This is a genomic window from Mycobacterium sp. NGS34, from assembly GCF_059812845.1.
On the sequence record NZ_JCALDM010000009.1, the window covers coordinates 92,763 to 119,236 of the forward strand.

The window sequence follows — 26,474 nt, forward strand, 5'->3', positions numbered from 1 at the left end:
TGCCTCGTGTCTGGGTACGCAGAGCTGCCATGGCAATCCCTGTCTATCTAGGCCATTCTTCTGGGCCGTGACTGCCCGAGAATTTCCGTCCGCTTCCCGGTGACCATTTCGCGATACAAATCTACTATAGAGCAGAAATTCGAGTACGCCGGCGCGCTCTAAATCAAGGACCGAGGCACTGCAGGCTGCTGTGACACTTCACACGCAGCACCACGGGCCTGGCACAATCGCCAAGCACGCGAACGGCTTTCGTCAAGTCCTTGTTCGCGCCCTTCGCTTCGACCGTTACCGAACACATCCACCTTCTTGGGAGGGCCCCGCGCTGGGCGCGATACCGTCGATGAGGCAGCGACGCGGAGTAGGCGCCTACAGCAAGACCGACTTGACCTTGAGATCGATAACCTGGTCTTCGTCATAGCCGAGTTCGGACATTACTTCATCGGTGTGCTCACCGTGTCCTGGTGCGCACCTCAGTGATAACGGCGTCTCGTCGAACTGAACTGGACTGCCGGCCAAGGCGAATTCGTTGCCGTTGGTGTCAGTAGTGCGGGGCAGGTATCCGTTTGCGATCACCTGAGGGTCGTCGTGGATCTCGCGCGCGGTACGCATCACGTCCCACACGCCCTCGAACCCGGCGAATGACTTTTCCCAATGCGCGAGATCTTGCGCTGCGAAGACCGCCCGTAACTCGGCGATGCACTCCTTGCGATTCTCGAAACGCACGGGCGCAGTGGCGAATCGCTCGTCTGAAATCAAGTCCGGGCGACCCAGGCGTGTACAGAAATCAGACCAGAACCGATCAGCCTGAAGAAGTACAAAAGCGATGAACCGGCCGTCGCGCGTCTTGTAGATGTTGACAGCCGGGTTGGGCATCTCATCTGGCTGGAAATTGGGACGGTCCTGACCGGTGATGCCCGCGCCGACGATGTCGGGTCCGAGTTGCCACACGGCGGCGCTGAGCAGCGAGACGTCGACAATGGACGGTTCACCTGTTCGCTCGCGCTTCACCAAGGCCCCGGCGATGCCTGCGGCGATTGACAGGCCGCCATATACGTCACCGAACGCGGGCAGCTGAAGCGGTGGATAGGATCCGTCGCCGGCCGCGAACCCCATGCCAATCCCTCCGCGAGCCCAATACGCCGCAAGGTCGAAGCCACCATGCGTTGCTGCTTCTCCCCTGGTGCCGTAGCCGTGGCCGCGGGCATAAATGATCTTGGGGTTCCGCGCACGCACCTGGCCGACGTCGATTCCCATGCGCTGCCGAGAATCCGGCAGCAGGTTGGTGAGGAACACGTCGGCCGTTTCGATCAACTTCATCAACACCTCCAGGCCGTCTGGACTGGAGGTGTCCAGACCGATGCTGCGTTTGCCGCGGTTCGGCTGTTCGATGAAGTGGTTGACGCCGCCCGCGCCGGCGACAACTCCCGAATTGACTAGTCCGCGTTGCGGATCTCCGGTTTCGGGGTGTTCGATCTTGATGACGTCGGCACCCCAGTCGGCCAGCACGGCACCAGCAGCCGGAACGAAGGTCCATGCGGCGAGTTCGACGATGCGAATACCGTTGAGTACATCGGTCATGCGCTGGTGTATCCAATCGTCTTGGTTTGAAGATGCTGCTCGAAGCCTTCGTGACCGTTTTGCCTGCCGAGTCCGCTCATCTTGTAGCCGCCGAACGGTGCGTCGGCGCCGTAGAACATGGCGCCGTTGAGATTCAAAGTGCCGGTGCGGATTCGGCGGGCCACCGCCATGGCGCGGTCGGGCGATCCCATTACCGCCCCCGACAGACCGTAGGTCGAATTGTTCGCCAGCTCGACCAGGCCATCGTCACCATTGTCATAAGGCGTAATCGTGATAACCGGCCCAAAGATCTCCTCCTGGAACAGACGATGATTTGGGTCCACATCGGCGAAAACGGTCGGCGCTACGAAGTAGCCGCGATCGAGTTCCTGCGGCTTGCCGCCGCCGACTGTCACCCGCCCCCCTTGCTGCCTGCCGATCTCGATGTAATTCAACACGCGGTCACGTTGCTTGGCCGACACCAACGGACCGCAGAAGGTGGCAGGATCGGTAGGGTCGCCGACCGGAACCGCCGCATAGGTCGCAGTGGCAACTTCCACGGCCTGGTCGTACACCCGGCGGGGAACGAGCATTCTGGTAGTCAACCCACAGCCCTGACCCGAATGGATTAGCGCACCCATGCATCCCGGCAAGACGGTATCCATGTCGGCGTCGTCGAGCACCATGTATGCCGACTTGCCTCCTAGTTCGAGCAGAGTGCGCTTCATGGTCTCGGCGGACAGTCTTTGAATCAACTTGCCGACCGCCGTCGAGCCGGTGAAGGAAACCATGTCCACGCGCGGGTCGGTGGCGAGCAGCTGCGCGACGTCGTTGTCGGACGTTGGAACGACATTGAACACACCCGCTGGGATGTCGGTCTTCTCCGCGACGATGCGGCCCCAGCGCAGCCCGCTCCATGGCGTCTCGATCGCCGGTTTGAGCACCATGGTGTTGCCGGTCGCGAGGATCTGCGCCACCTTGTTGCTGATGATCTCGAACGGAAAGTTCCACGGCGTGATAGCCCCGACGACGCCGACAGCTTCTTTGACGACCTTTCGGTGATACGGCGCGCCCAGCAGTGCACCGTCGGGAAGTGCCCGCTCCCAGGGAAACTCCGAGATGTACTGGGCCGGCCACCGAACGGCGTCAGCGATCGGCCACTCCAGCTGCGGAATATATGTTGAAGACAGCGGCGCACCCACCTCGGCGACGAGCTCGGCGCGGATGTCCTCTTTTTCCTGCTGAAGGGCTTCGTGGAGTTGCATCAGGCAGTGCTGACGGAACTCGTGATTGGTCGACCAGTCGGTTGTGCCGAGCGCACGCCGCGCTGCAGCGATTGCCAACTGCATATCCTCTGCGCCGGCGTCGGTCGCCACGCCCAGCACCTCTTCGGTGGCTGGATTGATGTTGTCGGCAGTCCTTCCGGTCAACGAGTCCCGCAACGTGCCGTCGATGTACAAGCGGGTTTCGGCATTGAACGGAACGGTCGGAGTGGCAACCGACGAAGTCGTCATGGAATGTCCTCTCGCGGGGCCGGGGTATCCTGCATCAGTGTACGTCATAATAGCTAACTGTTTAGCTAATTTGCGGCCACCGGATCGTCTCGTAGGGAATGCCGGCTTACTATTCTAGCTACGTACCGATTCTGTCACTAAGTTGATTTGCCCTACGGAGGGACGCACGTGGCCCCAGGCACGGTCGTCGAACAGCTTGAATCTGGTGCACTGGAGCGCCCAGACAGCCCCCTTCTGCTCGAACCCACCGGCGCAGCACTGACCATCGCTGAGGTGTCCTACCTGTCCGCTGCGGCCGCACGCTGGCTGGCCGTACACGGCATCAATAGCACCATGACCGTCGCTTGGCAGCTACCCAGTCACTGCGCTGCCGCAGTTCTGATGCTGGCGCTCTCGCGAAGCGTGTCCGTCCAGGTCCCAGTGCTGCATTTGTTCCGACAGCGTGAGGTAGCTGCCGCCCTCGAAATTGCCGGCGCCGACGTGCTGATCGTTGACGAGACCACGCAGCACAACGCACCACCGGACACACCCGTGATTTGCCTGCCCTCCAATTTCCTCGACGTCCTTCGGGCCATGCCCGATGACCAGCCATCAGAGACTGCAGTGAACTTCCGTTCGGACTGCCCGCGATGGGTCTTCTTCACGTCCGGAACGAGCGGGCGCCCGAAAGGGGTGCGACACAGCGACAAGTCGATTTTGACCGCGGCGCGCGGCTACGTGAGGTATCTCGGGCTGGGATCCGCGCCCGACGATGTTGGCACCATCAACTTTCCCATCGCACACGTCGGCGGCATCTTCTATGTCTCGTGCGCCCTTATCGGGAAGTTCTCGGTGCTGTTGCTGCCGCGGATCGGACCGGACATCGCCGCAGTGCTCGCAGCCAATCGAGTGACGTTCACTGGCTCGAGTACGGCGTTTTACCAGATGCTGCTCTCCGCACAACTCTCCTCGGGCAGTGATGCACCCGTCATTCCAACGCTTCGCATGCTGATCGGCGGCGGTGCGCCCTGCCCGCCAGAGCTGCACGAAAAGGTCCGGCGCGTACTCGGGGTGCCGGTGCTGCATGGATACGGCATGACGGAGGCCCCCGCCGTTACCGCCAGCCCGGCGTCGGACACCTTTGAGCAGCGGTCGCACAGCGCGGGCCGCGCGGTTCCCGGTGCCGAAGTCCGTATCGCGGAGTCGGGAGAGGTCGAAGTGCGCGGCGATGTCCTGACACCCGGCTACGTCGACGATGGGGAATGGGCCGCATCTCTCACGCCCGACGGCTGGCTCCGAACCGGGGACACGGGATACCTGCGGACCGACGGCCGGCTGGTGGTCACCGGTCGGATGAAGGATCTGATCATTCGCAAGGGTGAGAACATTGCTCCCGCCGAGATCGAGAACGAACTGCTCGCGCATCCGCGCATCGACACCGTCGCCGTACTCGGCCTTCCCGACGAGGCACGTGGCGAGCTGGTCTGCGCGGTCGTCCAACGGTCGCCCGGGCATCGCGATGTCACGCTCGAAGAGATATGCCGTTTCCTTGATGAACGGGGCTTGATGAAGCAGAAGTGGCCCGAGCGGTTGTACATACTCGATGCGTTTCCACTCACCGGTTTGGGCAAGGTGGCGAAGCGTGAACTTGCTAAGCAGCTGACGACGTGAAGGGCCGACACCCGAAGCGACATCACGTCACGGCCAGTGGTCCTTCTTCCGCGACGCCACGCACGAAGTCGATCGACACACCCATCTCTTCGGCCAGCGCGATCGCTGTCGCGACGTCCTTGCGTAGGTATGGCGTCACGCGGCCCTCGAAAGGAGCAACGCCGCCGACCTGCCGCACTCGCTGAAGGGCCGCGCTACTACCGCTACACGCGCTCAACGCGGCGAGTAACGACTGCTCGTTCAAGCCCAGCGCTGTCCCGGCCGCAGCAGTACCCGCCAGCAATTGCGAATTTGCAGCGAACAAAAGGTTATTGAGCAGCTTGACCAGCAACGCGCTTCCCAACGCACCGGTCGGGATAATTGGGTCGGCGTAAGCGCTCAACACGTCACGCGCCGTGTCGACCGCGCCGTCCTCCCCGCCCAGGAGGACAGTTAGCCTACCTTGGAGAATGTCTTCCGAGTCTCCGCTGATCGGCCCGTCGACCACCCCAAGCTGCGGTGCGGACCGAGCGATGTCGGCGACGAGCGCCGGACTACCCGTCGTATGCGAAACGACGATCGCACCCTCGGGCAGATGAGCAAGGAAACCTTCCTCGCCAAAAGCCGTTTCACGCAGCTGCAGGTCAGAAAACAGACACAGAATCAACACGTCACTGGCTCGCGCGAGCTCCTTGAGGGAACCGGCCAAACGGGCCCCACGCGCGACATGGGGTTCACACACCTCGGGTCGGCGCGCGAAGAGAACGACTTCGTGCTGACCGCGATCGAGCAGCCGCGACACCATCGGCGCACCCATTTGGCCGACGCCGAAGAAACCGACTCGTGACATCTCATGGCCCCGAATTGGATTCGAGACGACGACCCGGCGTGAAACGGATGGGCAAATGGCGGACAGCGTAGACCTCACCAGCGTCCTCGAACCGCACGATCTCGCCGTCGACCGCGAAATCGGGTAGACGGGTGAGGATTTCGGAGATCATCTCCTGGAACATCACCCGGGCGAAGTTGGAGCCCAGACAACGGTGAACGCCGAGGCTGAACGCGAGGTGGCGGTTCGGTGATCGGGTCAGATCGATTTCCTCGGGGTGGTCGAACACCTTCGGATCGCGGTTTCCCGAGGCGAACATCAACATGACCCGGTCTCCAGCACGCAGCTTCTGACCGTGAAATTCGCAGTCCCGTTTGACGATTCGATAGAGCCCCTGCGTGGGAGTGTCGTGCCGGAGGAACTCCTCGGTCGCAGCATCGAGAAGCTCGGGATCGTCAATCAACTGCTGACGCAATGCCGGATCTTCGTCGAGCCGAACCAGCGCATTTCCGGTCAGTCCGCTCGTCGTGTCCATGCCGGCAAGCAGCAGGAGGAAGATGTACCCGATCAGCTGCTCCTCGGTGAGCGGCGCGCCGTCGACTTCGGCTTGCAGGATGACACTGATCAAGTCGTCGCAGAAACCGTTGGTCCGCCGATCCTCCATCGCGGTCACGATGGCGCCGTAAATATTCATGACGCCGCTGCTGGCCCGCTCGGGGTCGTGCGAGCGGTCGTGAATGGTGGAATGGATCCAGTGCACCCATTCCGGCCAACGGCTGTCGTCCAAACCCAACATCTGCAGGATCCAGCGCGCTGGCAGTGGGGTGGTCAGCTGTTGGACGATGTCGGCTCGGCCGGTCTCGATGAAGTCGTCGACCAACTCCACCGCTAACTGGCGAATTCGCGGCCTCCAATGCTGGGCAGCGCCCGGGGAGAAGCGCGACAAGACGATACGGCGGCATGCGCCGTGCAGCGGCGGATCAATGTCGATGGGAATCAACGGATCCGGGGACAGCGGCGGGACGGCTTTCTCCACGCCGTTGCCGAACAACTCGGCGTCCTGCGCGGCGTCGACGATCGCGTCGTACCCGAGAAACAGCCAGAACCCATCCCATGCGGTCGAGTGCAAAACCGGGCAACGATCGCGAAACTCAGAGTAGATCGCGAAATTGTTCTCCCGGAAGTACTCCGAATGGTGGTCGAGGTGGGTCGAGGACTTCTCGGTGCCTGAGTCGATAGTCGTCATCACACGTCCTTGAGGTCGTCGATCTTGATCGCCCGCTCGGGACATTCCTGTTCGGCTCTTCGGATCAAATCTTCGTTCTCTACGGCGATTCCGTCGTGGCTTGTGACCGCTCGGTCCTCGAGGTCGAGGAATTCGAAGGCGTTGGGCGCTATCGTCAAGCAGCGTGCATGTCCTCGACATCGCTGCGGGTCCACCTCGACCCTCATTGTTGCTGGGCCGTCCTCGGGAAGTTGAGCATGCGCCGCGCGTTGTCCTCGACGATGAGCGCACATTCGTCATCGGGCACCGTGGCGAGCACTTCGGCCGCACGCTTGCGCGAGTTGGGCCAGTTCGAATCCGAGTGCGGGAAGTCGATCTCCAAGGTGATGCGGTCAACGCCGATCGCATGGCGGTTGGCCAATCCGTGCTCATCATCGATAAAGCAGCCCCAGAAGTGGGAACGGAAGAGATCAGAAGGTCGTGCGTCAAAATCGATCGGCTGATAGTAGCGGTGACGCTCCCACACATAGTCCGTGCGCTCCAAAATGTAAGGCAACCAACCGATACCACCCTCGGATAACGAGATCTGAAGGTTCGGAAACTTCTGCAGCTTGCCGGAGAACAGCAGGTCGACGGTCGACCACATGAGATTGGTCGCAAACAGCGCAATAGCCACCGCGAAGGGCGCCGTGACCTCCTGTTTGGCCAAATCGGCCTGCGAGGCGCTGATCCCCGAGAACGAGAATCCAGGTACGTATCCGCCCGACCCGAAATGCAGTGACAAGGGCATTCCTGCGTCCGAACAGACCTGCCACAGATTGTCCCAATGGTCCGAGTGGAACGACGGCAGGCCTAGCGGCACCGGGCTGTCGGGGAATGACACGGTACGCGCCCCCTTCGAGGCCAACCGCTGGGCCTCGACCACGCAGGCATCGACATCCCAGATCGGCAGCAAACCAAGGGGAATGAACCGGTCCGGCGCCGTCGCGCACCACTCGTCGATGTAAAAGTCGTTCCACGCCTTCACGCACAGCAAGGCCAGCTCGCGATCATTGCCGCGGTGAAACGTACCCGCCGCGAATCCCGGGAACGAGGGAAAGCACAACGCCGCCTGCACCCCGTCCAGGTCCATGTCCTTGACCCGGGCCGCGGGGTCGTAGCAGCCTGGAATCATCTCCTCGTAGCGCACCGGATCGGTGCCCCACTCTTTAGGCGGCTTCCCCGCTACCGCGTTCAGCCCGATCGTCGGATACAGCGTGTTGTCGTAGGACCACAGATGCTGGCCGTCAACCTCGACGATCTTGGGTCCGGCCTCCCGATACTTCTCCGGCAGACGGTCTTGCCAAACCCGCGGGTGCTCGATGAGGTGATCATCGACCGACACGATCTGATGGGTGTCTTGTAACGGCATCCGTCGCTCCTTTGCGCCCCTGGCCGAGGTGACTGTGATCGGTTGGCTCCATCTGTAAATCTGTTATCAGCCAGATTCTGTACCAACTTCGAATTTTACCAGTGACCGCGGGTGCGATCAAGGTTCTTGGGCATGTGAATCCACGCATCCCCAGGGCCACGACCGCACCTCTCCTTTCCTCCGCAATTTTCGGTTGACCAGCAGAATCCTGCTCTACGGTTCGTGTCGTGACAGATTCGGGAAGACTGGTGATTGGCGCAACGGATTCCTTGGTTCGCACGTGACACGACAGTTAGACGAGCGCGGCGACAGAGTCCGAGTCATGTTGCGACGCACCAGTTTGACGAAAGCCATCGCCCACCTCAACGTCGACCATTGCTATGGAGATTCTTTCGACGATGCAGCGCTACGCACCGCCATGGAAGGTGTTGAGGATATCTTCTATTACGTCGTCGACGCACGTGCATGGTTACGTGACACCACGCCACTTTTCCGCACAAACCTCGAGGGACAACGCCATGTCCTGGACTTTGCAGTTGATGCCTAGGCTGTGAGTAGAAGTCCAGCATTGGTAGAAGCGAAGATTGGCGTTGCTGCTCAGGCAGTGCTCGCAGCGCGGTTTCAAAGCGCGCCAACCAGTCTAAATAGCTGTCGATCAACGTGATCCGGTGACCCGCGGCGATCAGCCAGTCGATGTACTGGTCGAGGCCGATGCCGTCGTCGTGCGGGTTGGTGACATGGTAGGTCTCAAAGGTAGGTTCGGGGTTCAATGCCACGTTATAGCCCAAGGACGAAATAGCCTCAGCGACGAAATCGACAGGCAGTCCATCGTAGTGAGCGCGTTGTCGATTACCATTGATATCGTTCTCGTAGAATGACTTTGGCGCTATCCCGGTGCACAGGACAGACAAGATCAGCCGCGTGAACATGTCGGGCAGGTTGAGCTGACCGGCATATCGCGGCTCGGCCAAAATCATCCCGCAACGGAAGATCGATGCCGGCAAGTCGCACTGCTCATGCGCTTCGCGCAGCAGGATCTCCGCGGCCCATTTACTGTTTGTGTAAGTGTAACCGTTGGCATAGTTGGTGTGCAGTGTCCGCAGATGATTGACGAAGCGCACCGGCGTCGACGATCAGATCGACCGTATCCGCCAGCCTGCGCCACGTATCGTTGTCCAGGCCTAGATTCGGCTCCGCCTTGTCGGCGGCAACGGTATAGAGATGGCGTGCGGCCAGTCTTCGAAACTTGGCACCCAACGCCGAATCGCCGTCCGCGAGAATCCGGTCGAGTCGAATTCGCGCCTCAGCGTCGTTATTGGCCCGGGCCAGGCAGATTACCTGGCCGCCGATGAAGCTCATCCTTTCCAACCAGTCAAGCATGAGATAGCGGCCGAGAAACCCGGTTGCGCCGGTGATCAGAACCGCCCGGGGATGCGACGACGATCTGGGTAGTCGTGAGGCAGCCAGCAAGGTGGCCTCGTCGATGAACTTATCGAGCGCGAGCTGGTCTGCTCGAATTTCCGTCGCTGCTACACCGTGAACCGCTGCCGGAGTTGGAGTTAGCTGTTGACCTCCCGCGGCCTGCTCTAAATCAATGTAATTGGCGATCGCCTGCAAGTCGGTAGCCGGGCTGGTAATCACACCGACGGGAACGGTGATGGAGAAGATCGCTTGCAGCAGGTTGGCAAATGTCAACGCGGACAGCGAATCTCCACCGAGATCGACAAAGTGAGCATCGGGTGACAGGTCCGATGACACGGTGCCCAGCAGTGTGGCCGCGGCGCGTGTGACGGTATCGACCGTCGAACGGTCGATGCTGCTGGCCCGCAATGTGCGCAGCCGCTCTGCCTGCTGTCGCTCCAGCGTGTCATAGAGCGCATCGAGTCTTCGGGTCTGCTGACTGCGCGCCGCAATATCGCTGCGGGCCCTCACGGATATTACCGTGGCGGCCGCTTTGTGTTAGCGCTGTGGCTGTAGTTTCATTGAGTTGATATTGATGGCAGGAGGATGACAGTTGCCCCGTGGGGATCGCTCGCCGCGCGATGAGCACGCGGAGCGCGTGCGCAGCGCACTGCTTGACGCGGCATTGCAGCTCTTCGGTGCGTATGGATATGACGCCACGAGTACCGATGAGATCGCTGAGGCCGCAGGTGTATCCCCCCGGACCTTCTTTCGCTACTTCCCTACCAAGGAATCGGTGCTTTTCTCGGGAGAGTTTGACTTCATCCGCGCGTTCGGCGGTGTCTATCTCGCCCAACCAGACTCGATCTCCGACTTCGAAGCAATGGAGCACTCGTTCGCGCTCCTGGCCCCAGCACTGAAACGCATCCGGAGGCGAATCAGCCAGTACTACGACGCCATAGCATCATCGGCTGTTCTGATGGGCCGCGAACAACAGAATCACGCCGCCAACGTTGACGTGGTCGCGAAAATCGTCGCCCAGCGTCGTGGCCTTCCGGCGCCGGACGAAGAATGCGAGCTACTCGCGTCGGTGGGCATGCTGCTGCTCTCCCGGGCCATCAACCGGTGGCTGGAGACGCGCGGACAGGCCGTCGAGGACCTTATCCGCCAGGAATTCGCGGCGCTGCCTAGCATCCTCAAGTAGCCGATCGCGATTCGCAACGCTCACCGGCCAGATCAGCACGAGGTATCTTCGCGCATCGCTTCGTAGCGAAATCGCAACCAGATCAACGATTTTGGGATCATCAGTTCCCCCAGAGCTGCGGCCGGCTGCCGGTTGCGGCTCGCATCCAGGGCCACGCGAAGCACCAGGTCGCTTGTGATCAACTTGTTGTCATTGCGTTCCGCGCGCTCGATGAGGGCTTCGATGTCGTCGGACGTGCTGCCGGTGTCATGTCGCTGTAAATCGAGACGGTGCCGGCCAGCGACGCCTTCACGGACTCCAACCAGCGCGACCCCGCCTCAGTGGAGGGAATCGAGCACGTCCACGGCATCAAGCAGGCCGTCGCCGAGGCCGTCAAGGGTACCCCGATTGGGTGATGATGAACCGGACCGCCTGACCGTCGGGCGATACGAACATTTCCAGGCCGCGTATGAAGTCGTGGTTTTGGAACACTTCCGGCGGCAGATAGAAGCTGTCGTCGTTTTTGGCCTCGTCGACATAGTTCCCCATCATCGTCGAGCCTGCGGCGCCCTCTTGTATGCGGCGCTGAATGCCTGCCATGGAGGTGTGGGTGGACAGCATGAAGTTACGAATCGACTTCATCGAACCGATGGTCTTTGGTAAATCGGCGAGCAACTGAGGCATCAACAGATCCAGATAGTCGAAATCGGTTGTGATCCCGTTAAATTGGTCGGAAAGCTCGTCGATGCCGTCCAGCGCGTCAAACAGGTATCGCATGCTCCAGCACAACGGAACGGTCTCGGGGTGTGCATCTTGATGACGTCGGGGCCCCAGTCGGCGAGCACGGCGCCAGCGAACTCAGCAAAACGCGTACACGCCATCGCCGTGGCCGCCGACAGGCTCAAAGCGCCTCACCTGAGCTGCTGCGCAGCGTCTGCCGGGAACGACTGGCCGCCTCAGGTGCCCAATGCGGTGCGGCTCCTTGCCCGATTGCCGCGAAGCGAAGCCGGGAATACACGGCGCGCTGGCGTGGCGCATGAGCGTCGCGATCCACCGTGCTTGCGGAGATCGGGAAGGGCCTTCTACTATAATCAGATAAACAAATAGTTATATCGAAGCTGCGCTGGACCTGGCAGCAGTCGGTCGGCCGCTCCTGAAGATTGACATCCACACAATAACCGATTCGTGAAAGCTGCGCCTGTAATGGATTCATATCCTACTGTCGATTCGAGCTCTGGGGCACACGATTGCATCGTCGCCTAGTTGAACCACGCGGGGTGGCCGGTGGCGTCCCCCGTGACTATGGTGTGGCGAGACAGCGCCTGCTGGATAGCGTCGTGTGGCGACCGCCCACGCGTTTCACTGCCTGCGAACGAGCCACGCAGCGCAGCAACGGTGTCCAGCGCCGGCACACCACTGGCACCCGAACCGATGCCCAGCGCCCGAACGATCGCAACACTGCAGGATGACGACGCAACTGCACAGTGGTTCGAACCGGCAAGCTGTGAACCGGTCACGTCAGGGACAAAGCGGCGCATGCGGTGAGCGACACTCGTGGCACAGGATCGCATCGTCAGCGAATTTGCGTTCCCAGTCCCGGAATACCTTCGAATCCGCTCATATCCGCGGATCACGACTCGAGCGCACGCGAAAGCGGACTGCATCGCAACGCACCGTAATTCGGCGCTCCCGATCAACGAGGAGAACGTTGAGGAGACCAAATGACTCTCGGTGACACGGACGGGTGGGTGAATGGCCGGCCAGTGTCGATGTTTCTTTTCCTGAAGCGACCCGATGACACGGTGGTCGGATACCCCATGACCGGCATTCCACGTGACGGAGCCATCGAGTTCACGACCTACCGCAAGGCCGCGAAGGCGCGCTACCTGGCCGAAGACGATCGCGTCTGCGTTGTCATCGTCGAGTACGACGATTCCGCCTCGGGCGTTGCCTTGTGGGGCCGCAGTCGCCCTGTCGATGCAGCCGGGTTCATTCCCCCAACCCCAGGCGCGGGCCCGATTGCCGCACCCGATGGCATAATCGACACCGTTCGCGAGCGATTGGACAGCGGTAAGCGGTTAGTTTTCCGAATCGAAGTCGACCGGTCTCGACCGCCGCGGAGGGTGGCCGCCGCCGATGCCGAAGCGTGATATCCGCATGGGCGCGAAGGAGATCGACGACTTGCTGTCGCGCTGCAAAGTGATGGCAGTCGGCACCGTCGACGCTGATGGCTGGCCGATGGCCACCCTAAGTCATTGTGAGTTCCGCAACGGAGCACTGCTGCTGCGGTTGGATCCAACTGATCCCGTCGCCTTAGGTGCCGTTGCAAGTCAACAGCTGTGCTGTGTCGCCGATGAGCATCCGAGCTATTACGAGATTCGCGGTGTAACAGTGCACGGCAAGCCGATCTTCGTCGACAGAAGCGTTCGTGTCGGCATCGAGCGACGTTGGGGTTTCGATTTCGGAAAACTCCAACGCTAGGCGAAACCGCCGTGGTGGCGGATCGGGGCGAACCACCCGCTCGCGCAGGCACGCACACATCCGGTCGTGTCGGGTCTTCGAACAAACTCATCCACTCATCCCGACTGCGAGTCTTGAACTTCTCAGAGAGCAAAACAGCCATCGCGGGCCATGCATTTCGGCCACTCTGGTTCTCAAAGAGCGGATCATCGGACAGCTTCTTCATCCGCAAGCGGCCGCTGGACGTACCCCGCTACTGGATGCGTAACGTGCGGTTGGCACGCCAAGCGCGCGGGCCATGACCGACCGCAACCCCGATGCCGCCCAACGGTTTCTTCACTCGGAGCGGGCGTCTCGGGCCCTGTAGGCGAATAGAAGGCGGGTCTCGATGTTCCCCTGACTATCAGGCAACTGAACGGCAAGGTGATTGAATCGCCGATGGCAGGCAATTTCGGCACGACGCCAGCAGGAATTCAAAGGCCGACCGGCTTGATCTTGAGATCGATGATCTCGTCTTCGTCGTAGCCGAGTTCGGGGCAGTTCATCAGCGGTGTGCTCACCGTGTCCTGGTGCGCACCTCAGTGATAACGGCGTCCCATCGAACTGAGAAATCTTGTCGCTGTCAGCCATCAAGGCACTCCCTGCTACTCGTCCGAGAGCGAGGACGTCGTGTGCTGATGTGCCGGTTCATAGGCGTCGGGGAAGAAACAGATAAACATTTCTTTATATTCGGGGTAGGCTTCTCATGCGTCGTAAGGCTTCGGCGCTGGTGCATCAGAGGGAGGCATGCGCCTCGATGCGCATCCAGCAGGAAGGAACGCCGATCATGGGTTTGCTCGACGGGCGGGTTGTCTTCATTACCGGCGCGGCGCGCGGTCAGGGCCGTTCGCATGCAGTGACTCTCGCAGAAGAAGGCGCCAACATCGTCGGGGTCGATATCTGCCATGACGTCGACGCGGTGCCGTACAAGTTAGGCACGTGGGAGGACCTTGAAGAGACAGCTCGGCTCGTCGAGAAGACGGGCCAAGGAATGCACTTCCAGTCGGCCGATGTACGCGATAAGGCCGCCCTGCAGGCCGCCTTTGACGCAGGTGTGCGGCAGTTCGGGCATATCGACACGGTGTTGGCCAATGCCGGGATCATCCTCACCAACCCCGACGAGAACGACGCCTCGGAGTCATTGCGGCTGGGTATCGACGTCATGCAAATCGGTGTGTGGAACGCATTCCAGGTGGCGATCCCCCACCTGAAGGACCGGGGCGAAGGCGGACACTTGATCGCCACCAGCTCAATGGCTGCGCTATTGGACATGACCGACGGCGGTGGAGGCTCCGACGCCTATCTGATGGCGAAGGTTGCCATCATTGGACTCGTCCGAGCGTACGCTAATTTGCTTGCCGCGCACCGTATCCGGGTAAATGCTGTGGCGCCTACAAACTGCGCGACGGCGATGGTCCTGGAAAATCCGGCACTGTTCAAGGTCATCGAGCAGACGCCACACATGGCCACGGCGATGCAAACGGCGTTACCGGATTTCCCGTTGATCGAGCCCAAAGACGTCAGCAACGCCATCCTGTTCCTACTGTCTGACCTCGGACGAACGTTCACCGGCAGCCTCCTCAAAGTCGACGCAGGCATGGACATCCGCCGCTAAACGGTGCCCCCCGGGATGGAGGCACGAGCTCGTCGAACGCGACCCTCGGTGCGCCGGCGAGAAGTCCAAGCAGCTGAGCGATTGCGATGAGCTTGTTGCCGCCGCTGGCTATGCGCATGTTGCTGCTCGAGCGAGCGGCGATACTTTTGCGCTACTCATATTCCGACTACACGCGCAAGTGTTTCCCCCACATTTCTGATCAGTCCCGGGGTATAGCCGTGTGACGGAAGGTTAACGACCACTCCGGAAATGCCGGCGTCGATCACGTATCGCTTAACCTGCTCCGCGATGTCGTTGAGAGTTCCCACGGCGACGCGAGAATTCAGCGCAAATGCGTCGGAAGCGCCAGCGGCGTCTGTAACGACCAGCTGTATCAGAGCACTCGTCTCAAGGGTGGTCGGATCGCGATCCTGTTCATGGCACCGTCGCATGACGGCTTCGACCTTGCCCGGCAGCCGATTGAACGGGGCAATGACATTGAGGTGGTCGGCGTAGCGCGCAGCCAATGCGAATGTCTTTCGCTCACCGCTGCCGCCGATCAGAAGAGGCATGTCGTCCCGAACGCGAGGGTTGTTTAACACTGATTCAGCCTGATACCAGCGGCCGTTGAAGGTGGGGCGTTCTCCACGGAGCATCGGTGTGATGATCTGCAACGCTTCCTCGAGGCGTTCGAACCGGTCGGCGAAGGTACCGAATTCGAAACCAAGCTGCCTATGCTCAAGCTCGAACCAGCCGGCGCCGATGCCCAAGACTCCCCGGCCGCCACTCATCACGTCAAGGGTGGTCACCGCCTTCGCGAGCAGCGCGGGGTTCCGGTAGGTGTTCCCGGTGACGAGCGTGCCCAACCGCACGCGCCGCGTCGTCGTGGCCAGCCCCCCGAGCGCGGTGTACGCCTCCAGCATCGGGTCGTCGAGCGCACCCAGATGCGGAAGTTGGTAGAAGTGATCCATCAGCAGCACCGCGTCGAAGCCAGCGGCTTCGGCCTCCTGCGCCTGGGCTACGACGGCTGGATAAAGCTCGGAAATAGGCGTGCCGTAGGAAAAATTGGGGATCTGCAGGCCGAGCCTCAGAACGCCGCCACCACGTTGAGCGGGCGAAGGCCTCGCGGCGTCAGCAGCTGACGGCACCGACACGACCATCAGCCCTTTTCACCGGGTCGGTCAACACAGAGGCAAACACCAGAAATCTCGGCCGCCAGAAGGGCGCGCAGTAATCGAACCAAGCAACTCGACCGCCGATCAATCGTCTACGAAGCTGATGGCCCGTTCCGGGCAGTTCGCCACCGCCGAACGCGCCTCGGCGAGCTGAGTGTCAGGGACGCCTCCGTCGCCGACGACATGTCCGTAGCCTTGGTCGTCATCCTCGAAGAGATGCGGAGCCAAGGAGTAGCAGAGTCCGTGGCCGGTGCAGGCGGCGCTGTCGAGGTTGAGCTTCATCCCTCCGCCTTGTCGAACTCCAAATGAAGCGATTCGAGCCCGATGGTGCCGTGAGGCCAGTGCACTTTGGGTGTCGTGCCGGGCTTGATCCGGTAGTGCGGAATCTGCTTGTGCCATTCCTCATACGCGATGCCCAATTCCAGTCTGGCGAGATGTGAACCTAGACAGCGGTGCGGTCCCATCCCGAAGCTGATGTGCGGGTTCTCCGGCCGGTGGAAGTCGATATCGTTCGGGTTTTCGAATACGGCTGGATCCCGGTTAACGGCACCGAGATACGTCGACACGCGTGTTTCGGCGGAGAGCCGCGCCGACTCGATGTGAGCATCGGCGGAGGTCACCCTCGGGATGAACGGGGCTGGGGGGTCCAGACGAAGTAGCTCTTCAACCGCTGCGGGAATCAGAGCGGGGTCGTCGATGATCTCCTGCCGCTTGTCGGCATTCTCCGCAAGTCGTTGCATCGCACACCCCAACGTGTCGGTCACGGTGTCCAGCCCGGCGAGCACGAATAAAAAGCAGAGTCCGACGGCTTCGGCGTCGGTAAGGTCGTCGGGTGGTTGTTTGGCCAATATTTGACTCAAGACGTCATCACCGCCCGCACCACGGCGCTGGGGAATCAGTTCAGTGAAGTACGTGTACATCTCGAGGGCCTTCCTGATGCCCTCTTGAGCCGCGTCGCCCTCGGCGGCGAAACCTGCGCCAGTGAGGCCGATTACTGCGTTCTTCCATTCCCAAAACTGGTCGCGCATCTCGAGCGGCAATCCGAAGAACGTGAGGAATGCCTGGATTGGGAAGACCTGGGCGACCTCGCTGACGAAATCGCAGTGGCCGCGCCGCGCGATGGGTTCGATGAGCGCGATGAACTGACTTCGCAGCTCGGCCTCCATCGGCTTGATGACGCGTGGACTGAAGAACGGCTGCAGGATATGACGGTAGCGCGTCTGCGTCGGCGGGTCATAGGCGATCGGCACGAGCGGCACCGGGCTTTGCAGGATGTCGAACGCCTTCGCCGACGAGAACGGGTCGGGGTGTTTCAGCACTTCTTCAGCGCCGCGGCGGGTGGTCACCGCATATCCATCGGCAATGGCGATCAGCGGGGCCACCTGGGTATCATTCCACGCCTGGTCGCGTGCGACGTCCATGGGGAGGCCGTCCGTGTCGATCTGGGGGATTGCGTCTGCGGTCGTCATGGTCCCTCATCTGCCGTCGAAGTGTGCCGTACATCACTCTGGGTGTCTTGTAGAATCTAACTCACAGTCGAAAGTGTGACAAGGCAGCTCACTTGTGAACATCCACCCAATCGCAGTGTCCGGCTTACCGTCAGTCGGGCTCAGGGCCGTGCACTGCTCAGCCGAAGAAACGTCACGCCGGCACGGTGAACGAACTATGGTCGCCACGGCGACGCGTATCGGCCAGCGCTTGGCCTATGAGCTTTCCGAGCTGGCGTTCGATCCCGCTGATGTCAGCGATGTGCAGAGCCGAGGCCGAATCAAGCACGTCGCGTTGAGCGTGAGACTCATTGCTGTTCGGCGCCGTAACCCCGACACATACGAAGCCCACGCCCCGCAAGCGAGCCTCGCTCATGGCGTGGCGGGTGTCGCCCGAGGCCTGGGCGCCGTCGTAACCGTCATCGTAGGGATGCCCGTCCGAGACGAGGATGACCACCCGCTTCATTCCCTCGGTTTGACGTTCCAAGATGGCGATGCAATGACGAACGGCACCGCCGATTCGCGTGAAGCCCGCCGGACTCAGGTGGCCGATTCGCTCGATAGTCAAGGCCGACAAACGTTCTCGTAGACCCTTGATCGGCATTACGTGGACGGCTTCGCGACCCCAACTACGGAACGCGTACAAGCCAACAGGCACCCCGAGCGCATCAAGCGCGGTTGTGATGCGATAGGACAGCTTGAGGTGTTGGTCGAACACCGATCCGGTATCCCCGTCCACACGCGTCGTCGTGTCCAGCGTCGAACTGCTGACGTCCAAAAGTACCAACGCCGCGACGCACGGTCGTTGTCGCTTCTTCCCGATGAACGGCAGCGGCGCAGAGCCGGATCTGTTTCGGCGCCAGTATGCCAGGTCGACCACGCCGTCGGTGTGCAGTTGTTCACCAAATTCGCTGCGCCCGTGTGGCGCAATTTCCAGCACGCTACGAGCGAGGCTGCGCGTTAAGGCCGTCGGTGCCTGCATTACGTCGATGCGAGCGAGTGCCGTGTGGTCACGGAAACCATCTGGATTCCATGGCTCAAGTTCGTGCACGGTTACCCATTCCTTGCGATACTGCTTCGAACTCTCGTCCCACTCCGGATAGCGGGCGTCGCCGCTGTAATTGCCGCCGATGAATCTGTGAGCGGCCGAGGCGATGCGGCGGCCGATGTTGACTCGGCGTCCCCCGCTGGGCCGCCTGCTCGGTTTGGCCACCGGCTTTCCGCCGCCGGCTTGGGATGCCGCATCTGCAGATTTGCCACCAGAGTGCTTGAACAGACTCTGGATCAGCTTGGCCATCGGGTGGTTCGGCGTCAGCGGATTACTCAGCAGATCAAGGGACTTGGCCTCGTCGCTGTTGGTGTCGGGATCGTCCGCCTCATCGGCGTTTGAGTCATTGCGTATCTTCACGTCGCCGTCGTGCTCCCGGCCTGTGCGCGCTGTCGCCGCCAATACCGCACGCGCGGGTCTGAGCTGACCGAAGAATTCGGGTGCAGGAGGAATCTGGGTTCGCGCCAATGCTATCCGCATCGACTCTTCGGCTGAACTGGTCCTGGGGATGTCCGTCAGCCCAGCCGCTAATGCTGCTACAAAGGGCGGCAATCGATCCGAGGTCAGCGAGAGCGCACGCAGACCTTCCATGGCGGAGTACCGCGTGCACGCGCCAGACCGCCCGATGAGGTGACGCAGGACCCGCGGATCAAATGATCCGGCACCGTACATCGCGGCTTGTACGACTACTTGAGCCCGGGTCAGCGTGGTGAGTCGCCCGCCGTCGACTGCGATCGTGTTTCCCGACATATGGACGCCTTCGTCTTGCCCGGTCGTGGCCTTGACACACACCAGGCGTCCCGATACCGCACGGGCCAGCATTTGCAAGCCGGCGACGGTCGGTTGATCAGTCGATGTAGGCATCGATCAGTTCAGCGATCGACCTCGTGACCGTCGCGTCGTCGGTCAGCATGGCCGCGATCGCGCTGCGTGCCGCGCGATTGAGCGAAAGTCCGTTGGCGTGCAGCCGTGCCGCCGCGATCAAGGCCCGAGTCGACACCATCTCCGACATGCTCGGCTCGTTCAGATGTCGCACTGCTTGACCTAGTCGCACTAGTGTGGCGACGGCCTCGTCCGAGGCGCCCGACTGCTCCTTCACTATTTGGTGTTCGAGTTCCGGTGGTGCGAAGTCGAGTTCCACGGCCACAAAGCGTTGACGCGTTGAGGGCTTGAGGTCCTTGAGCAACGTCTGATATCCAGGGTTGTAGGACACGATCAGCATGAATGATTCAGGGGCATCGAGTGTTTCATTGAGTCGATCAATGAACAACTGTCGCCGATGGTCTGCAAGGGAGTGAATCACCACCGTTGCGTCGACGCGGGCTTCGACGATCTCGTCGAGATAACAGATGGCACCACCACGAACCGCCGTGGTGAGCGGTCCGTCCTGCCAGACGGTGTCCGCGCCCTCGAGCAGATAACGCCCCACCAGATCTGCGGCGAGCATGTCCTCATGGCACGACACCGTGACGAGGTCCAGTCCGAGTCGACGTGCCGCACTTTCCACCAACTTCGTCTTACCGCAGCCCGTCGGACCCTTCAGCAGCACCGGCAGACGCGCTCGCCAGGCTCCCAGCAGGATGTCCAGTTCATCCCCGACGGGATGGTAGTCGTCGACGACGCCGAGTGTGAGGTTGTGATTGTTGATCACGGGACCACGTTGGGAGGAGTGAATCGTCATACGTCCTTGCTCAGGTTAAGTAGGGCAGTTGAATCGTCGTTCGGCCGCTTCGTAGGTTTCCTCAGCGCCCGAGGTAAACATCGACCCAAGTGCGCCCGTCACCGGGGATATCACTAGGCGAGCCGGGTTGCCCGCCAGTCGAAATGGGCCGTCCCCCAGAGGGATCGGGGCACGGATAGGATGTTTCATGCCCGCAGATTCCATTGATCAGATGCGACGGATAGACCGCGTGGCTGTCGTTGTCGATCTGCAGGCCGATCCCGATCATCACGATGTTGTAGCTCAGGTAGCAGATGTTGGTGACTGCGGCGACCGCCAAGACCTGCAGGCCGACCTTCGCTTTGTTGGACACATTGACGCGGTCGACCCCGCGCTCGACGACGGAATGGCCACGGTCGTCTAGATAGAAGCGGAGCACCATCAGCGGCGCCCAGCCAAGTCCCCCCCACACCAGCGCCTCATAGAGGGGGAACTGGTGCGACGTGCCTTCGAAGAGGGTCAGCCAGCTCACGGTGTTCGGATAGGAGATGATGTGCCCGTAGCACAGCACGGTCTCGATGACCAAGTCGGCGAGCATCATAAAACCCAAGGACCACAGAATGATGCCCAGCTTGCCCGTCTGTGGCCAGCGCCTCATGACGACCTTGCGCAGGAAACCGCAACCGATCATGCATAGCGACGCGCTCCAGATGAACCCGATGCCGATCAGGATGGTCGGCTCGGGCATGAGGTTGCCATGAGGTGACACCCAGCCGGGCATGTCGGTCGTCCACGACCCGAAGTTCATCATCAGCGACGAGTACGAGAACTGCGGCGTGACGTAGTTCAGAATCGGATCCCATTGGATCAGCAGCAGGTAGGCGACTACGAGGATGGCGTCGAAGGTGACCCGCCGCTCCCGTATGCATCGCCTGCCGACGTAGATCAGAGTTCCGATGACGGCAATGATCGTCAGCACCTGGGCGCCGATGTTCCAGGCCAGATCCCTGCCCAGGGTCGGGTTGTTGGCGCCGATCGGCGTCGGCGTTGCTCGACCACCGAGGATCCAACTCGACGCGACGTAGATCGCCAGGGCGATGAACGCCGCACCGACCGTCGCCCAAGCGACGATCGGAACCGTGGTCCGCACCCGCGGCGTCTGCTTCAGCTTGTCAGTGCCAGCACTCGCCAGCGGCCCTCTTTCCAACGTCGCCATGCGCACGCCTCCTCGTGACGAGTTCAACAATGAAACCTTACTGTGAAATGTATAACGAGTTCGGCACGCTTGGAAAGCAAAATCTAAATTGTGATCGAAACTAAGAACAGACCTCCGGCGACGCCTGCGGACACGCGGCGCGGACCCGTCACCGAGGTAGTCGTAAAAAGGGACCACTATCGGAGCAATCGCTGCACCGAACTCAGTCATCCATCCGGTGAGAAACCGCGGATTCGCTCATCGCGGCTAGGGCGTGTCTGACAATAGTTTCGGGTGTTGTGCCTGAGGCTTAGGGGATGTCGCGTTTCCAGTTGCTTTCTGATGCCCAGTGGGACTTGATCGCTGATTTGTTGCCGGTGCGGACGTGCAAGAAGGGCAGGCCTTTTCGTGATGCCCGTCAGATGGTCGAGGGGATCATCTATCGGTACCGGTGTGGGATCGCTTGGCGGGATGTACCCGAGGTGTTCGGGCCGTGGCAGACGATCTGGACGTGGCATCGTCGGATGGCCGCCGAGGGTATCTGGGATGAGGTGTTGTCGCGGTTGCTGGCCGCTGCCCACGACGCCGGGATGATTGATTGGGCGGTGGCGGTGGATTCCACGATCGCGCGCGCTCATCAGCACGCCACCAACGTCACGCGCCACACAGGGGGCTGGGTCGAATTACAACAATCTCCTCGTCGAGCCGCCTGACCACGGCATTGGACGTTCCCGCGGTGGTCTGAGCACCAAAATCCACCACCTCGTCGACGGCGCCGGTCTGCCTCTGGTGATCCTGGTCGGTGCGGGCCAAGCGGGTGACAACCCGGTATTCGAGCATTTGCTGAACCATCTAAAAGTCGCTCGCAGCACCGGTGGAGTTGCGCGCACCCGACCTGACCGGGTCCGCGCCGACAAGGCCTACTCGTCACGGCACAACCGAATGCTGTTGCGGCGCCGTCGCATTGGTGCAGTGATTCCTGAGCCTCGCGATCAACAGGGCCATCGCAAACGACGAGGCTCAGCCGGTGGGCGCCCACCGGCCTTTAACGCCGAGGACTACAAGGCTCGCAACGTCGTGGAGCGCCGCTTTTGCGACGTCAAACAATGGCGAGGCCTGGCCACCCGCTACGACAAACTCGCCATTGTCTACCGCGCAGCAGCCGTCCTCAACGCCGTCATCGCCTGGACCTGGCAATTGTCAGACATGCCCTAGTCGAACGTCCGCGGTTGCGCGTTCTCGGCGCTGGGCGCGTGAGCCGCGGCGGTCAGCATCTGGTCGATGTCCTCATGCGGGATGGTGCGGTCGGGATCGAATCGGCTGCAAACGCGCTGCGCCTATGATGTCGACGCCAGATCCGGCATCAGCTGTCAGCCTCCCTGCGCTCACCGCGCGGAGTCCAGCCCGTCACCGACACCGTATTGAGGTCCAGCGTTTCTCCCAGCGTCAGCGTTCCGGCCGCGGTGGCCTTGAGCCACTCGGCCATGACCTGGTCGGGCTCGCGATCCAACTCGTATATCACAAGATATCGGTGCGCAGGCGGCGGCAAAGGAGCCGGCAAGTCTTCCTCGCGCACCTTCACCTCCGAGAGGACGTAACGCTGTGCGGCTACCACTCCGGGCAGCGCGAGCACCTCGGGCACATGGCGAGTGTCGTACCACTCGTTGAAGGCGTCGTCTTGGCCTTCAACGGGATTGGTCATCACGAGGAAGAGATTCCCCCTTGGCAGCTCCGAGGTGGACACCTCACGCACTATGGCAGCCCCATGTCACAGTGTCAACGCCCACTGAAGCGCGTCAGACCAGACCGCTCGACGTAGGTGCATTCCGACAATTCAGCTTGGTGAGGGAGAAGACGTCGTGGGTGTCCTTGGCGATTAACGCAACTGCCGCGTTCATCGCGGACTCCTCAACCGCCTGCACTCGCGATGCCATCACGCCCATCGCATCGCAGCGTATTGACTGATGCCAGTTAACTGCCATACTCAGGCCCATCGAATACACCGCGTGATTTCGATCCGGTGCGTGACGGCCGAGGCCAACACCTGAGGCGGGATGCGGCGCCGTGGTGCGTCGCCATCGTCGTCACAGCCGCCCTTCGACGCGAAGCGCGGGATGGACCCATTCCGGCGACCGTTTCTCCTTGAACGCCGTGAAGCCCTCTCGCGCCTCGGGCCCCAGGACGCTTTGGTACATGTTGATCCGGTCGTACAGCCCCATGTAGTTGTCGAGATTGCCCTTGACCACTGCGCGCGCCTGCGGTGCGGTTCGGCAGCATTGAGCGAGTATCTCGCGCGCGGTGGTCAGCAAGTCGGCGTGAGGAACGACGCGGGAAATCATCCCCCATTCGAGCGCCTCCTCGGCCGACAGTACCCGGCCGGTGAACATCAGGTCCCGCGTGCGAACCGGTCCAATGATCCGTGCGAGCATCTGACTGTAGTAGGTATCAGCAATGCCGCGGTACAACTCCGGTACGCGAAAAGTCGCACGCTCGCTCACCACCGCCATGTCACTGCACATCGCAATCTGCAATCCGCCGCCCTGCGCCAGGCCGTTGACCGCGGATACCACCGGCTTGGGCGACTGACGCAAGGCCTCGAAAGGCGTGACGTCCATTCCCAGGGCAAAAGCCAATTCCATCCAGTTGTCCTCGGCGCGGTGCCCGAGATCGCCGCCGGGGGCGAACACGTCGCCGGTGCCCGTTATCAGCAGACCGGCCAAGTTGTCGTCTGCAGCCACTCGCGAGACTGCGTAGCGAATACCGAAGTACATCGCCGCTGTCATGGCGTTGCGCGCGTGCGGACGATCCAGTGTGACTATCGCTAGCGCACCCTCGCGCTCGAACCGCAGGTACGGTGTGCCCAGCCAGTCGCCGTCCGGCGGTCGAGCCTCACCTGCGCTGATTTCCTTCGTCATGGACCGTTCTTCTGCGATTGATGACATAGGACTGTCATATTAGCAGCCAAAAAGGCCTGCACTTGCGCAGTAGAAGCTGCTCAATTCCAGGGATATACCGATCGGTGAATCACCATCTGACAGTCATCTGCCGCGACCCTTGGGGTGAACCCGTGGCCGCTGTCAACGGACAGTCCCGCTGAGCCCGGAGGAGCGGCCGGCCCGGATGTACTCCATTCGAACCCATCCGGCACTCGACAATCGACAGTTCTCGGTGCCCTACCACCTGGTCATGTTGACTATTGGACAGCAGCACGCGGTCATCGAGGAGATCCCAGTGCTCAATTTGGCCAGAGCGCCCAAGATTTCGTCGACAACTGCGGATAACAGAGCGGCTGCACCCAGGGGTCCACGTATTGCCAGGACGAGCTGCTCCCCATGGGCCATGCCGAGCGACTCGACGCCTGTTTCCGTGCCTCCTTAGCGGAAGTGGACTCGTGGCCCTTGATACGGATATAACTATATGCCGGATTAGCGAAGGGTTAGGAGCTGAGCACTGCGCTGCTGCTCGAGATGGCAGTCTCGGGCCGGGTCGCCCATCCCGGATCGCATCGAAATCGTCGATCATCTGCGGCCACCGAGACCGGCAAGGTGCTGCGGCGCGAGATGTCCGAGACCTGGGCGAAAACATCAGGAGTGCAACATGATTAGGAACAGGAGCCACCTGCAGAGCCAGTCCGCAACAGCCAGGTGACCGTCGCACCGGCCATCTCTAGCCAGGGCGGAGTCGGCGTGCTCGGGGCCAGGCGAGTGAGCTCGTATGACGATGAGTGCCCAGTGTGAGCGTATTGCGAGAACCTGGCACGGTTTACGCGGTGGCTTCACACCCAGCGACTAGTTGAGGAGCGACATGACCAACACCGGCCGCCGGCCACCACACGCGGCGCTGAAGATTCCGGCGGGTGACGTCACCATGGTCGGGGATGCCTATGGTGATCCGTCGGATCCGCCAGTGGTGTTGCTGCACGGTGGTGGCCAGACCAGGCATTCCTGGGGTTCGACCGCTGCCGATCTTGGCGCCAAGAACTGGTATGCCATCACGGTCGACCTGCGTGGGCATGGCGACAGCAGCTGGTCCCCGGACGGCTACTACGGGCTGGACCGGTTCGCCAACGATGTGACCCGGGTGGGCGACTTCCTCGGCCGCCCACCGGTCTATGTGGGTGCCTCGCTAGGCGGCAATTCCTCGTTGGCGGCGATCGGGGTCCGGCCCGATCTCGCGCTCGGCTTGGTCCTGGTGGATGTGTCGCCGTTCCTGCAACCAGCGGGGACGAGCCGGATCCGCGAATTCATGGTGTCGCACGCCGAGGCCGGCTTCGGCACGCTGGAGGAGGCCGCCGATGCCGTCGCGGCCTACGTTCCTCACCGACCGCGGCCGCGCAACCTCGACGGCCTGAAAAAGAACCTGCGCTTTCGGGACGGCCGGTGGTACTGGCATTGGGACCCTGCGTTTATGGCGTCGCCGAACGATCAGGCCGTGCAGCGCGATCAGCTCATTGACCCAGCCCGGCTGGGTGCGGCGGCGCGGGACCTGCGGCTGCCGACTCTGCTGGTGCGCGGCGGCGAGTCCGATGTGCTCAGCGTCGGCGACGCAGTGCGCTTCCTAGAGTTGGTGCCGCACGCCGAGTTCGCGTCGGTTGCCGGTGCGCACCACATGGTGGCCGGTGACGACAACGCGGTCTTCGAGAACGTGCTCGACGACTTCCTCGAGCGCCGGGTGCGCTCGCGGCTCAAGCTGTTCGACACTGCACGCTGACGAGGCGAATACGGCGAGGATGTGACGGCACTGCCTGCGACGGCGGCGACCAGCATTGGCAATCGGCCACGAATGCACTCATGGGCACCCGGCACATCGACTGGTACCTCTCCCCCGTGATCACTGCACTTCCGTCACGAGAAGCGGCCAGGGAGCGGGCCGTCGAGATCGCCTACGGCTACCTCGGTCTGCGCGCCCGGACCACGCTCGCAGAGACCACTCAGCTCGGAGACGAACTGATCGGGACGGCTGAGCAATGCCAGGGACGAGGCCGCAGGAAACGGCCGGCGAGCCGATGACTGAGGTTCCTGAAGCACACGCGGGCTCAAAGAATTCCCTGTAGCCCTGTCAGGGGCT

22 protein-coding genes and 4 pseudogenes are annotated in these 26,474 nt (G+C 61.6%); 9 read left to right on the forward strand and 17 right to left on the reverse strand.

The window, feature by feature from the left end; translation table 11 throughout:
- Window positions 1-366: 366 nt before the first annotated feature.
- Together AC5Y7V_RS21795 and AC5Y7V_RS21800 are read right to left on the reverse strand one after the other, a co-directional pair.
- Complete coding sequence (locus AC5Y7V_RS21795; RefSeq protein ID WP_499882108.1) at window positions 367-1,578, reverse strand: CaiB/BaiF CoA transferase family protein; 1,212 nt, start codon at window positions 1,576-1,578, stop codon at window positions 367-369.
- Window positions 1,575-3,071 (reverse strand): aldehyde dehydrogenase family protein, encoded by a 1,497-nt coding sequence (locus AC5Y7V_RS21800; RefSeq protein ID WP_499882109.1) that lies wholly within the window; start codon window positions 3,069-3,071, stop codon window positions 1,575-1,577. Before AC5Y7V_RS21800 ends, AC5Y7V_RS21795 begins: the two co-directional genes overlap by 4 nt.
- A gap of 168 nt (window positions 3,072-3,239) precedes the next feature.
- On the opposite strand from AC5Y7V_RS21800, the gene AC5Y7V_RS21805 reads away from it, so the two are divergent.
- On the forward strand, window positions 3,240-4,721 hold the full coding sequence (locus tag AC5Y7V_RS21805) for a class I adenylate-forming enzyme family protein (protein WP_499882110.1): 1,482 nt from the start codon (window positions 3,240-3,242) through the stop codon (window positions 4,719-4,721).
- Between the two features lie 22 nt (window positions 4,722-4,743).
- On the opposite strand, the gene AC5Y7V_RS21810 is transcribed toward AC5Y7V_RS21805, so the two are convergent.
- From AC5Y7V_RS21810 to AC5Y7V_RS21825, 4 genes are read right to left on the reverse strand one after another with little or no spacing between them, the layout of a single operon-like run.
- Window positions 4,744-5,550: an NAD(P)-dependent oxidoreductase gene (locus AC5Y7V_RS21810; RefSeq protein WP_499882111.1), complete on the reverse strand. Its 807-nt coding sequence runs from the start codon at window positions 5,548-5,550 to the stop codon at window positions 4,744-4,746.
- A gap of 1 nt (window position 5,551) precedes the next feature.
- Window positions 5,552-6,775, reverse strand: coding sequence for a cytochrome P450 (locus AC5Y7V_RS21815; RefSeq protein ID WP_499882112.1), 1,224 nt, complete (start codon window positions 6,773-6,775; stop codon window positions 5,552-5,554).
- Window positions 6,775-7,047 carry a ferredoxin gene (locus AC5Y7V_RS21820; RefSeq protein WP_499882113.1) on the reverse strand — a complete coding sequence of 91 codons (273 nt, stop codon included), beginning with the start codon at window positions 7,045-7,047 and terminating at the stop codon, window positions 6,775-6,777. The genes AC5Y7V_RS21815 and AC5Y7V_RS21820 overlap by 1 nt, the downstream gene beginning before the upstream one ends.
- Entirely contained in the window at window positions 6,978-8,165 is a 1,188-nt protein-coding gene (locus tag AC5Y7V_RS21825) for an amidohydrolase family protein (protein ID WP_499882114.1), read from the reverse strand. The genes AC5Y7V_RS21820 and AC5Y7V_RS21825 overlap by 70 nt, the downstream gene beginning before the upstream one ends.
- A 227-nt stretch (window positions 8,166-8,392) precedes the next feature.
- Here AC5Y7V_RS21825 and AC5Y7V_RS21830 point away from each other — a divergent pair.
- A pseudogene (locus AC5Y7V_RS21830) lies at window positions 8,393-8,709 on the forward strand (NAD-dependent epimerase/dehydratase family protein); the annotation flags it as partial.
- A 1-nt stretch (window position 8,710) separates the two neighbouring features.
- Here the strand turns inward: AC5Y7V_RS21830 and AC5Y7V_RS21835 are convergent.
- Window positions 8,711-10,052: pseudogene (locus AC5Y7V_RS21835) on the reverse strand (SDR family oxidoreductase); the annotation flags it as partial.
- Between the two features lie 127 nt (window positions 10,053-10,179).
- Here AC5Y7V_RS21835 and AC5Y7V_RS21840 point away from each other — a divergent pair.
- Complete coding sequence (locus tag AC5Y7V_RS21840; RefSeq protein WP_499882115.1) at window positions 10,180-10,770, forward strand: TetR family transcriptional regulator; 591 nt, start codon at window positions 10,180-10,182, stop codon at window positions 10,768-10,770.
- Window positions 10,771-11,151: 381 nt separating this feature from the next.
- Here AC5Y7V_RS21840 and AC5Y7V_RS21845 read toward each other — a convergent pair.
- A pseudogene (locus tag AC5Y7V_RS21845) lies at window positions 11,152-11,541 on the reverse strand (MMPL family transporter); the annotation flags it as partial.
- 929 nt (window positions 11,542-12,470) lie between these two features.
- Here AC5Y7V_RS21845 and AC5Y7V_RS21850 point away from each other — a divergent pair.
- From AC5Y7V_RS21850 to AC5Y7V_RS21860, 3 genes are all read left to right on the forward strand, one after another.
- Window positions 12,471-12,899: a hypothetical protein gene (locus tag AC5Y7V_RS21850; RefSeq protein ID WP_499882116.1), complete on the forward strand. Its 429-nt coding sequence runs from the start codon at window positions 12,471-12,473 to the stop codon at window positions 12,897-12,899.
- A complete protein-coding gene (locus AC5Y7V_RS21855) occupies window positions 12,886-13,230 on the forward strand; it encodes a pyridoxamine 5'-phosphate oxidase family protein (protein ID WP_499882117.1) in 345 nt (114 codons plus the stop codon). The genes AC5Y7V_RS21850 and AC5Y7V_RS21855 overlap by 14 nt, the downstream gene beginning before the upstream one ends.
- 805 nt (window positions 13,231-14,035) lie before the next feature.
- Window positions 14,036-14,863 (forward strand): mycofactocin-coupled SDR family oxidoreductase, encoded by an 828-nt coding sequence (locus tag AC5Y7V_RS21860; protein ID WP_499882209.1) that lies wholly within the window; start codon window positions 14,036-14,038, stop codon window positions 14,861-14,863.
- Between the two features lie 155 nt (window positions 14,864-15,018).
- Here the strand turns inward: AC5Y7V_RS21860 and AC5Y7V_RS21865 are convergent, their stop codons facing one another.
- The 6 genes from AC5Y7V_RS21865 to AC5Y7V_RS21890 form a co-directional block, all read right to left on the reverse strand.
- The gene (locus AC5Y7V_RS21865; protein ID WP_499882118.1) at window positions 15,019-16,002 is read right to left on the reverse strand and encodes an LLM class F420-dependent oxidoreductase; all 984 of its coding nucleotides are present in this window, start codon (window positions 16,000-16,002) and stop codon (window positions 15,019-15,021) included.
- Window positions 16,003-16,101: 99 nt separating this feature from the next.
- The gene (locus tag AC5Y7V_RS21870; protein ID WP_499882119.1) at window positions 16,102-16,299 is read right to left on the reverse strand and encodes a ferredoxin; all 198 of its coding nucleotides are present in this window, start codon (window positions 16,297-16,299) and stop codon (window positions 16,102-16,104) included.
- A complete protein-coding gene (locus AC5Y7V_RS21875; RefSeq protein WP_499882120.1) occupies window positions 16,296-17,486 on the reverse strand; it encodes a cytochrome P450 in 1,191 nt (396 codons plus the stop codon). Before AC5Y7V_RS21875 ends, AC5Y7V_RS21870 begins: the two co-directional genes overlap by 4 nt.
- Before the next feature lie 172 nt (window positions 17,487-17,658).
- The gene (locus tag AC5Y7V_RS21880) at window positions 17,659-19,374 is read right to left on the reverse strand and encodes a VWA domain-containing protein (protein ID WP_499882210.1); all 1,716 of its coding nucleotides are present in this window, start codon (window positions 19,372-19,374) and stop codon (window positions 17,659-17,661) included.
- Between the two features lie 25 nt (window positions 19,375-19,399).
- Window positions 19,400-20,200 (reverse strand): CbbQ/NirQ/NorQ/GpvN family protein, encoded by an 801-nt coding sequence (locus AC5Y7V_RS21885; protein WP_067923969.1) that lies wholly within the window; start codon window positions 20,198-20,200, stop codon window positions 19,400-19,402.
- 94 nt (window positions 20,201-20,294) lie between these two features.
- Window positions 20,295-21,638: a spirocyclase AveC family protein gene (locus AC5Y7V_RS21890; protein WP_499882121.1), complete on the reverse strand. Its 1,344-nt coding sequence runs from the start codon at window positions 21,636-21,638 to the stop codon at window positions 20,295-20,297.
- Between the two features lie 86 nt (window positions 21,639-21,724).
- Between AC5Y7V_RS21890 and AC5Y7V_RS21895 the strand changes: the two genes are divergently transcribed.
- Together AC5Y7V_RS21895 and AC5Y7V_RS21900 are read left to right on the forward strand one after the other, a co-directional pair.
- Window positions 21,725-22,120 (forward strand): transposase, encoded by a 396-nt coding sequence (locus tag AC5Y7V_RS21895; protein WP_499882122.1) that lies wholly within the window; start codon window positions 21,725-21,727, stop codon window positions 22,118-22,120.
- The gene (locus AC5Y7V_RS21900; protein WP_499882123.1) at window positions 22,002-22,622 is read left to right on the forward strand and encodes an IS5 family transposase; all 621 of its coding nucleotides are present in this window, start codon (window positions 22,002-22,004) and stop codon (window positions 22,620-22,622) included. The genes AC5Y7V_RS21895 and AC5Y7V_RS21900 overlap by 119 nt, the downstream gene beginning before the upstream one ends.
- On the opposite strand, the pseudogene AC5Y7V_RS21905 reads toward AC5Y7V_RS21900, so the two are convergent.
- The 3 genes and pseudogenes from AC5Y7V_RS21905 to AC5Y7V_RS21915 all read right to left on the reverse strand — a co-directional run.
- Window positions 22,619-22,723 (reverse strand): annotated as a pseudogene (locus AC5Y7V_RS21905) (nitroreductase family protein); the annotation flags it as partial. The gene AC5Y7V_RS21900 and the pseudogene AC5Y7V_RS21905 overlap by 4 nt on opposite strands.
- 47 nt (window positions 22,724-22,770) lie before the next feature.
- A complete protein-coding gene (locus AC5Y7V_RS21910; RefSeq protein ID WP_499882124.1) occupies window positions 22,771-23,151 on the reverse strand; it encodes a hypothetical protein in 381 nt (126 codons plus the stop codon).
- Between the two features lie 340 nt (window positions 23,152-23,491).
- Window positions 23,492-24,322 carry an enoyl-CoA hydratase/isomerase family protein gene (locus tag AC5Y7V_RS21915; protein WP_197514468.1) on the reverse strand — a complete coding sequence of 277 codons (831 nt, stop codon included), beginning with the start codon at window positions 24,320-24,322 and terminating at the stop codon, window positions 23,492-23,494.
- A gap of 889 nt (window positions 24,323-25,211) precedes the next feature.
- Between AC5Y7V_RS21915 and AC5Y7V_RS21920 the strand changes: the two genes are divergently transcribed.
- On the forward strand, window positions 25,212-26,117 hold the full coding sequence (locus AC5Y7V_RS21920; protein ID WP_499882125.1) for an alpha/beta fold hydrolase: 906 nt from the start codon (window positions 25,212-25,214) through the stop codon (window positions 26,115-26,117).
- Window positions 26,118-26,474 lie beyond the last annotated feature (357 nt).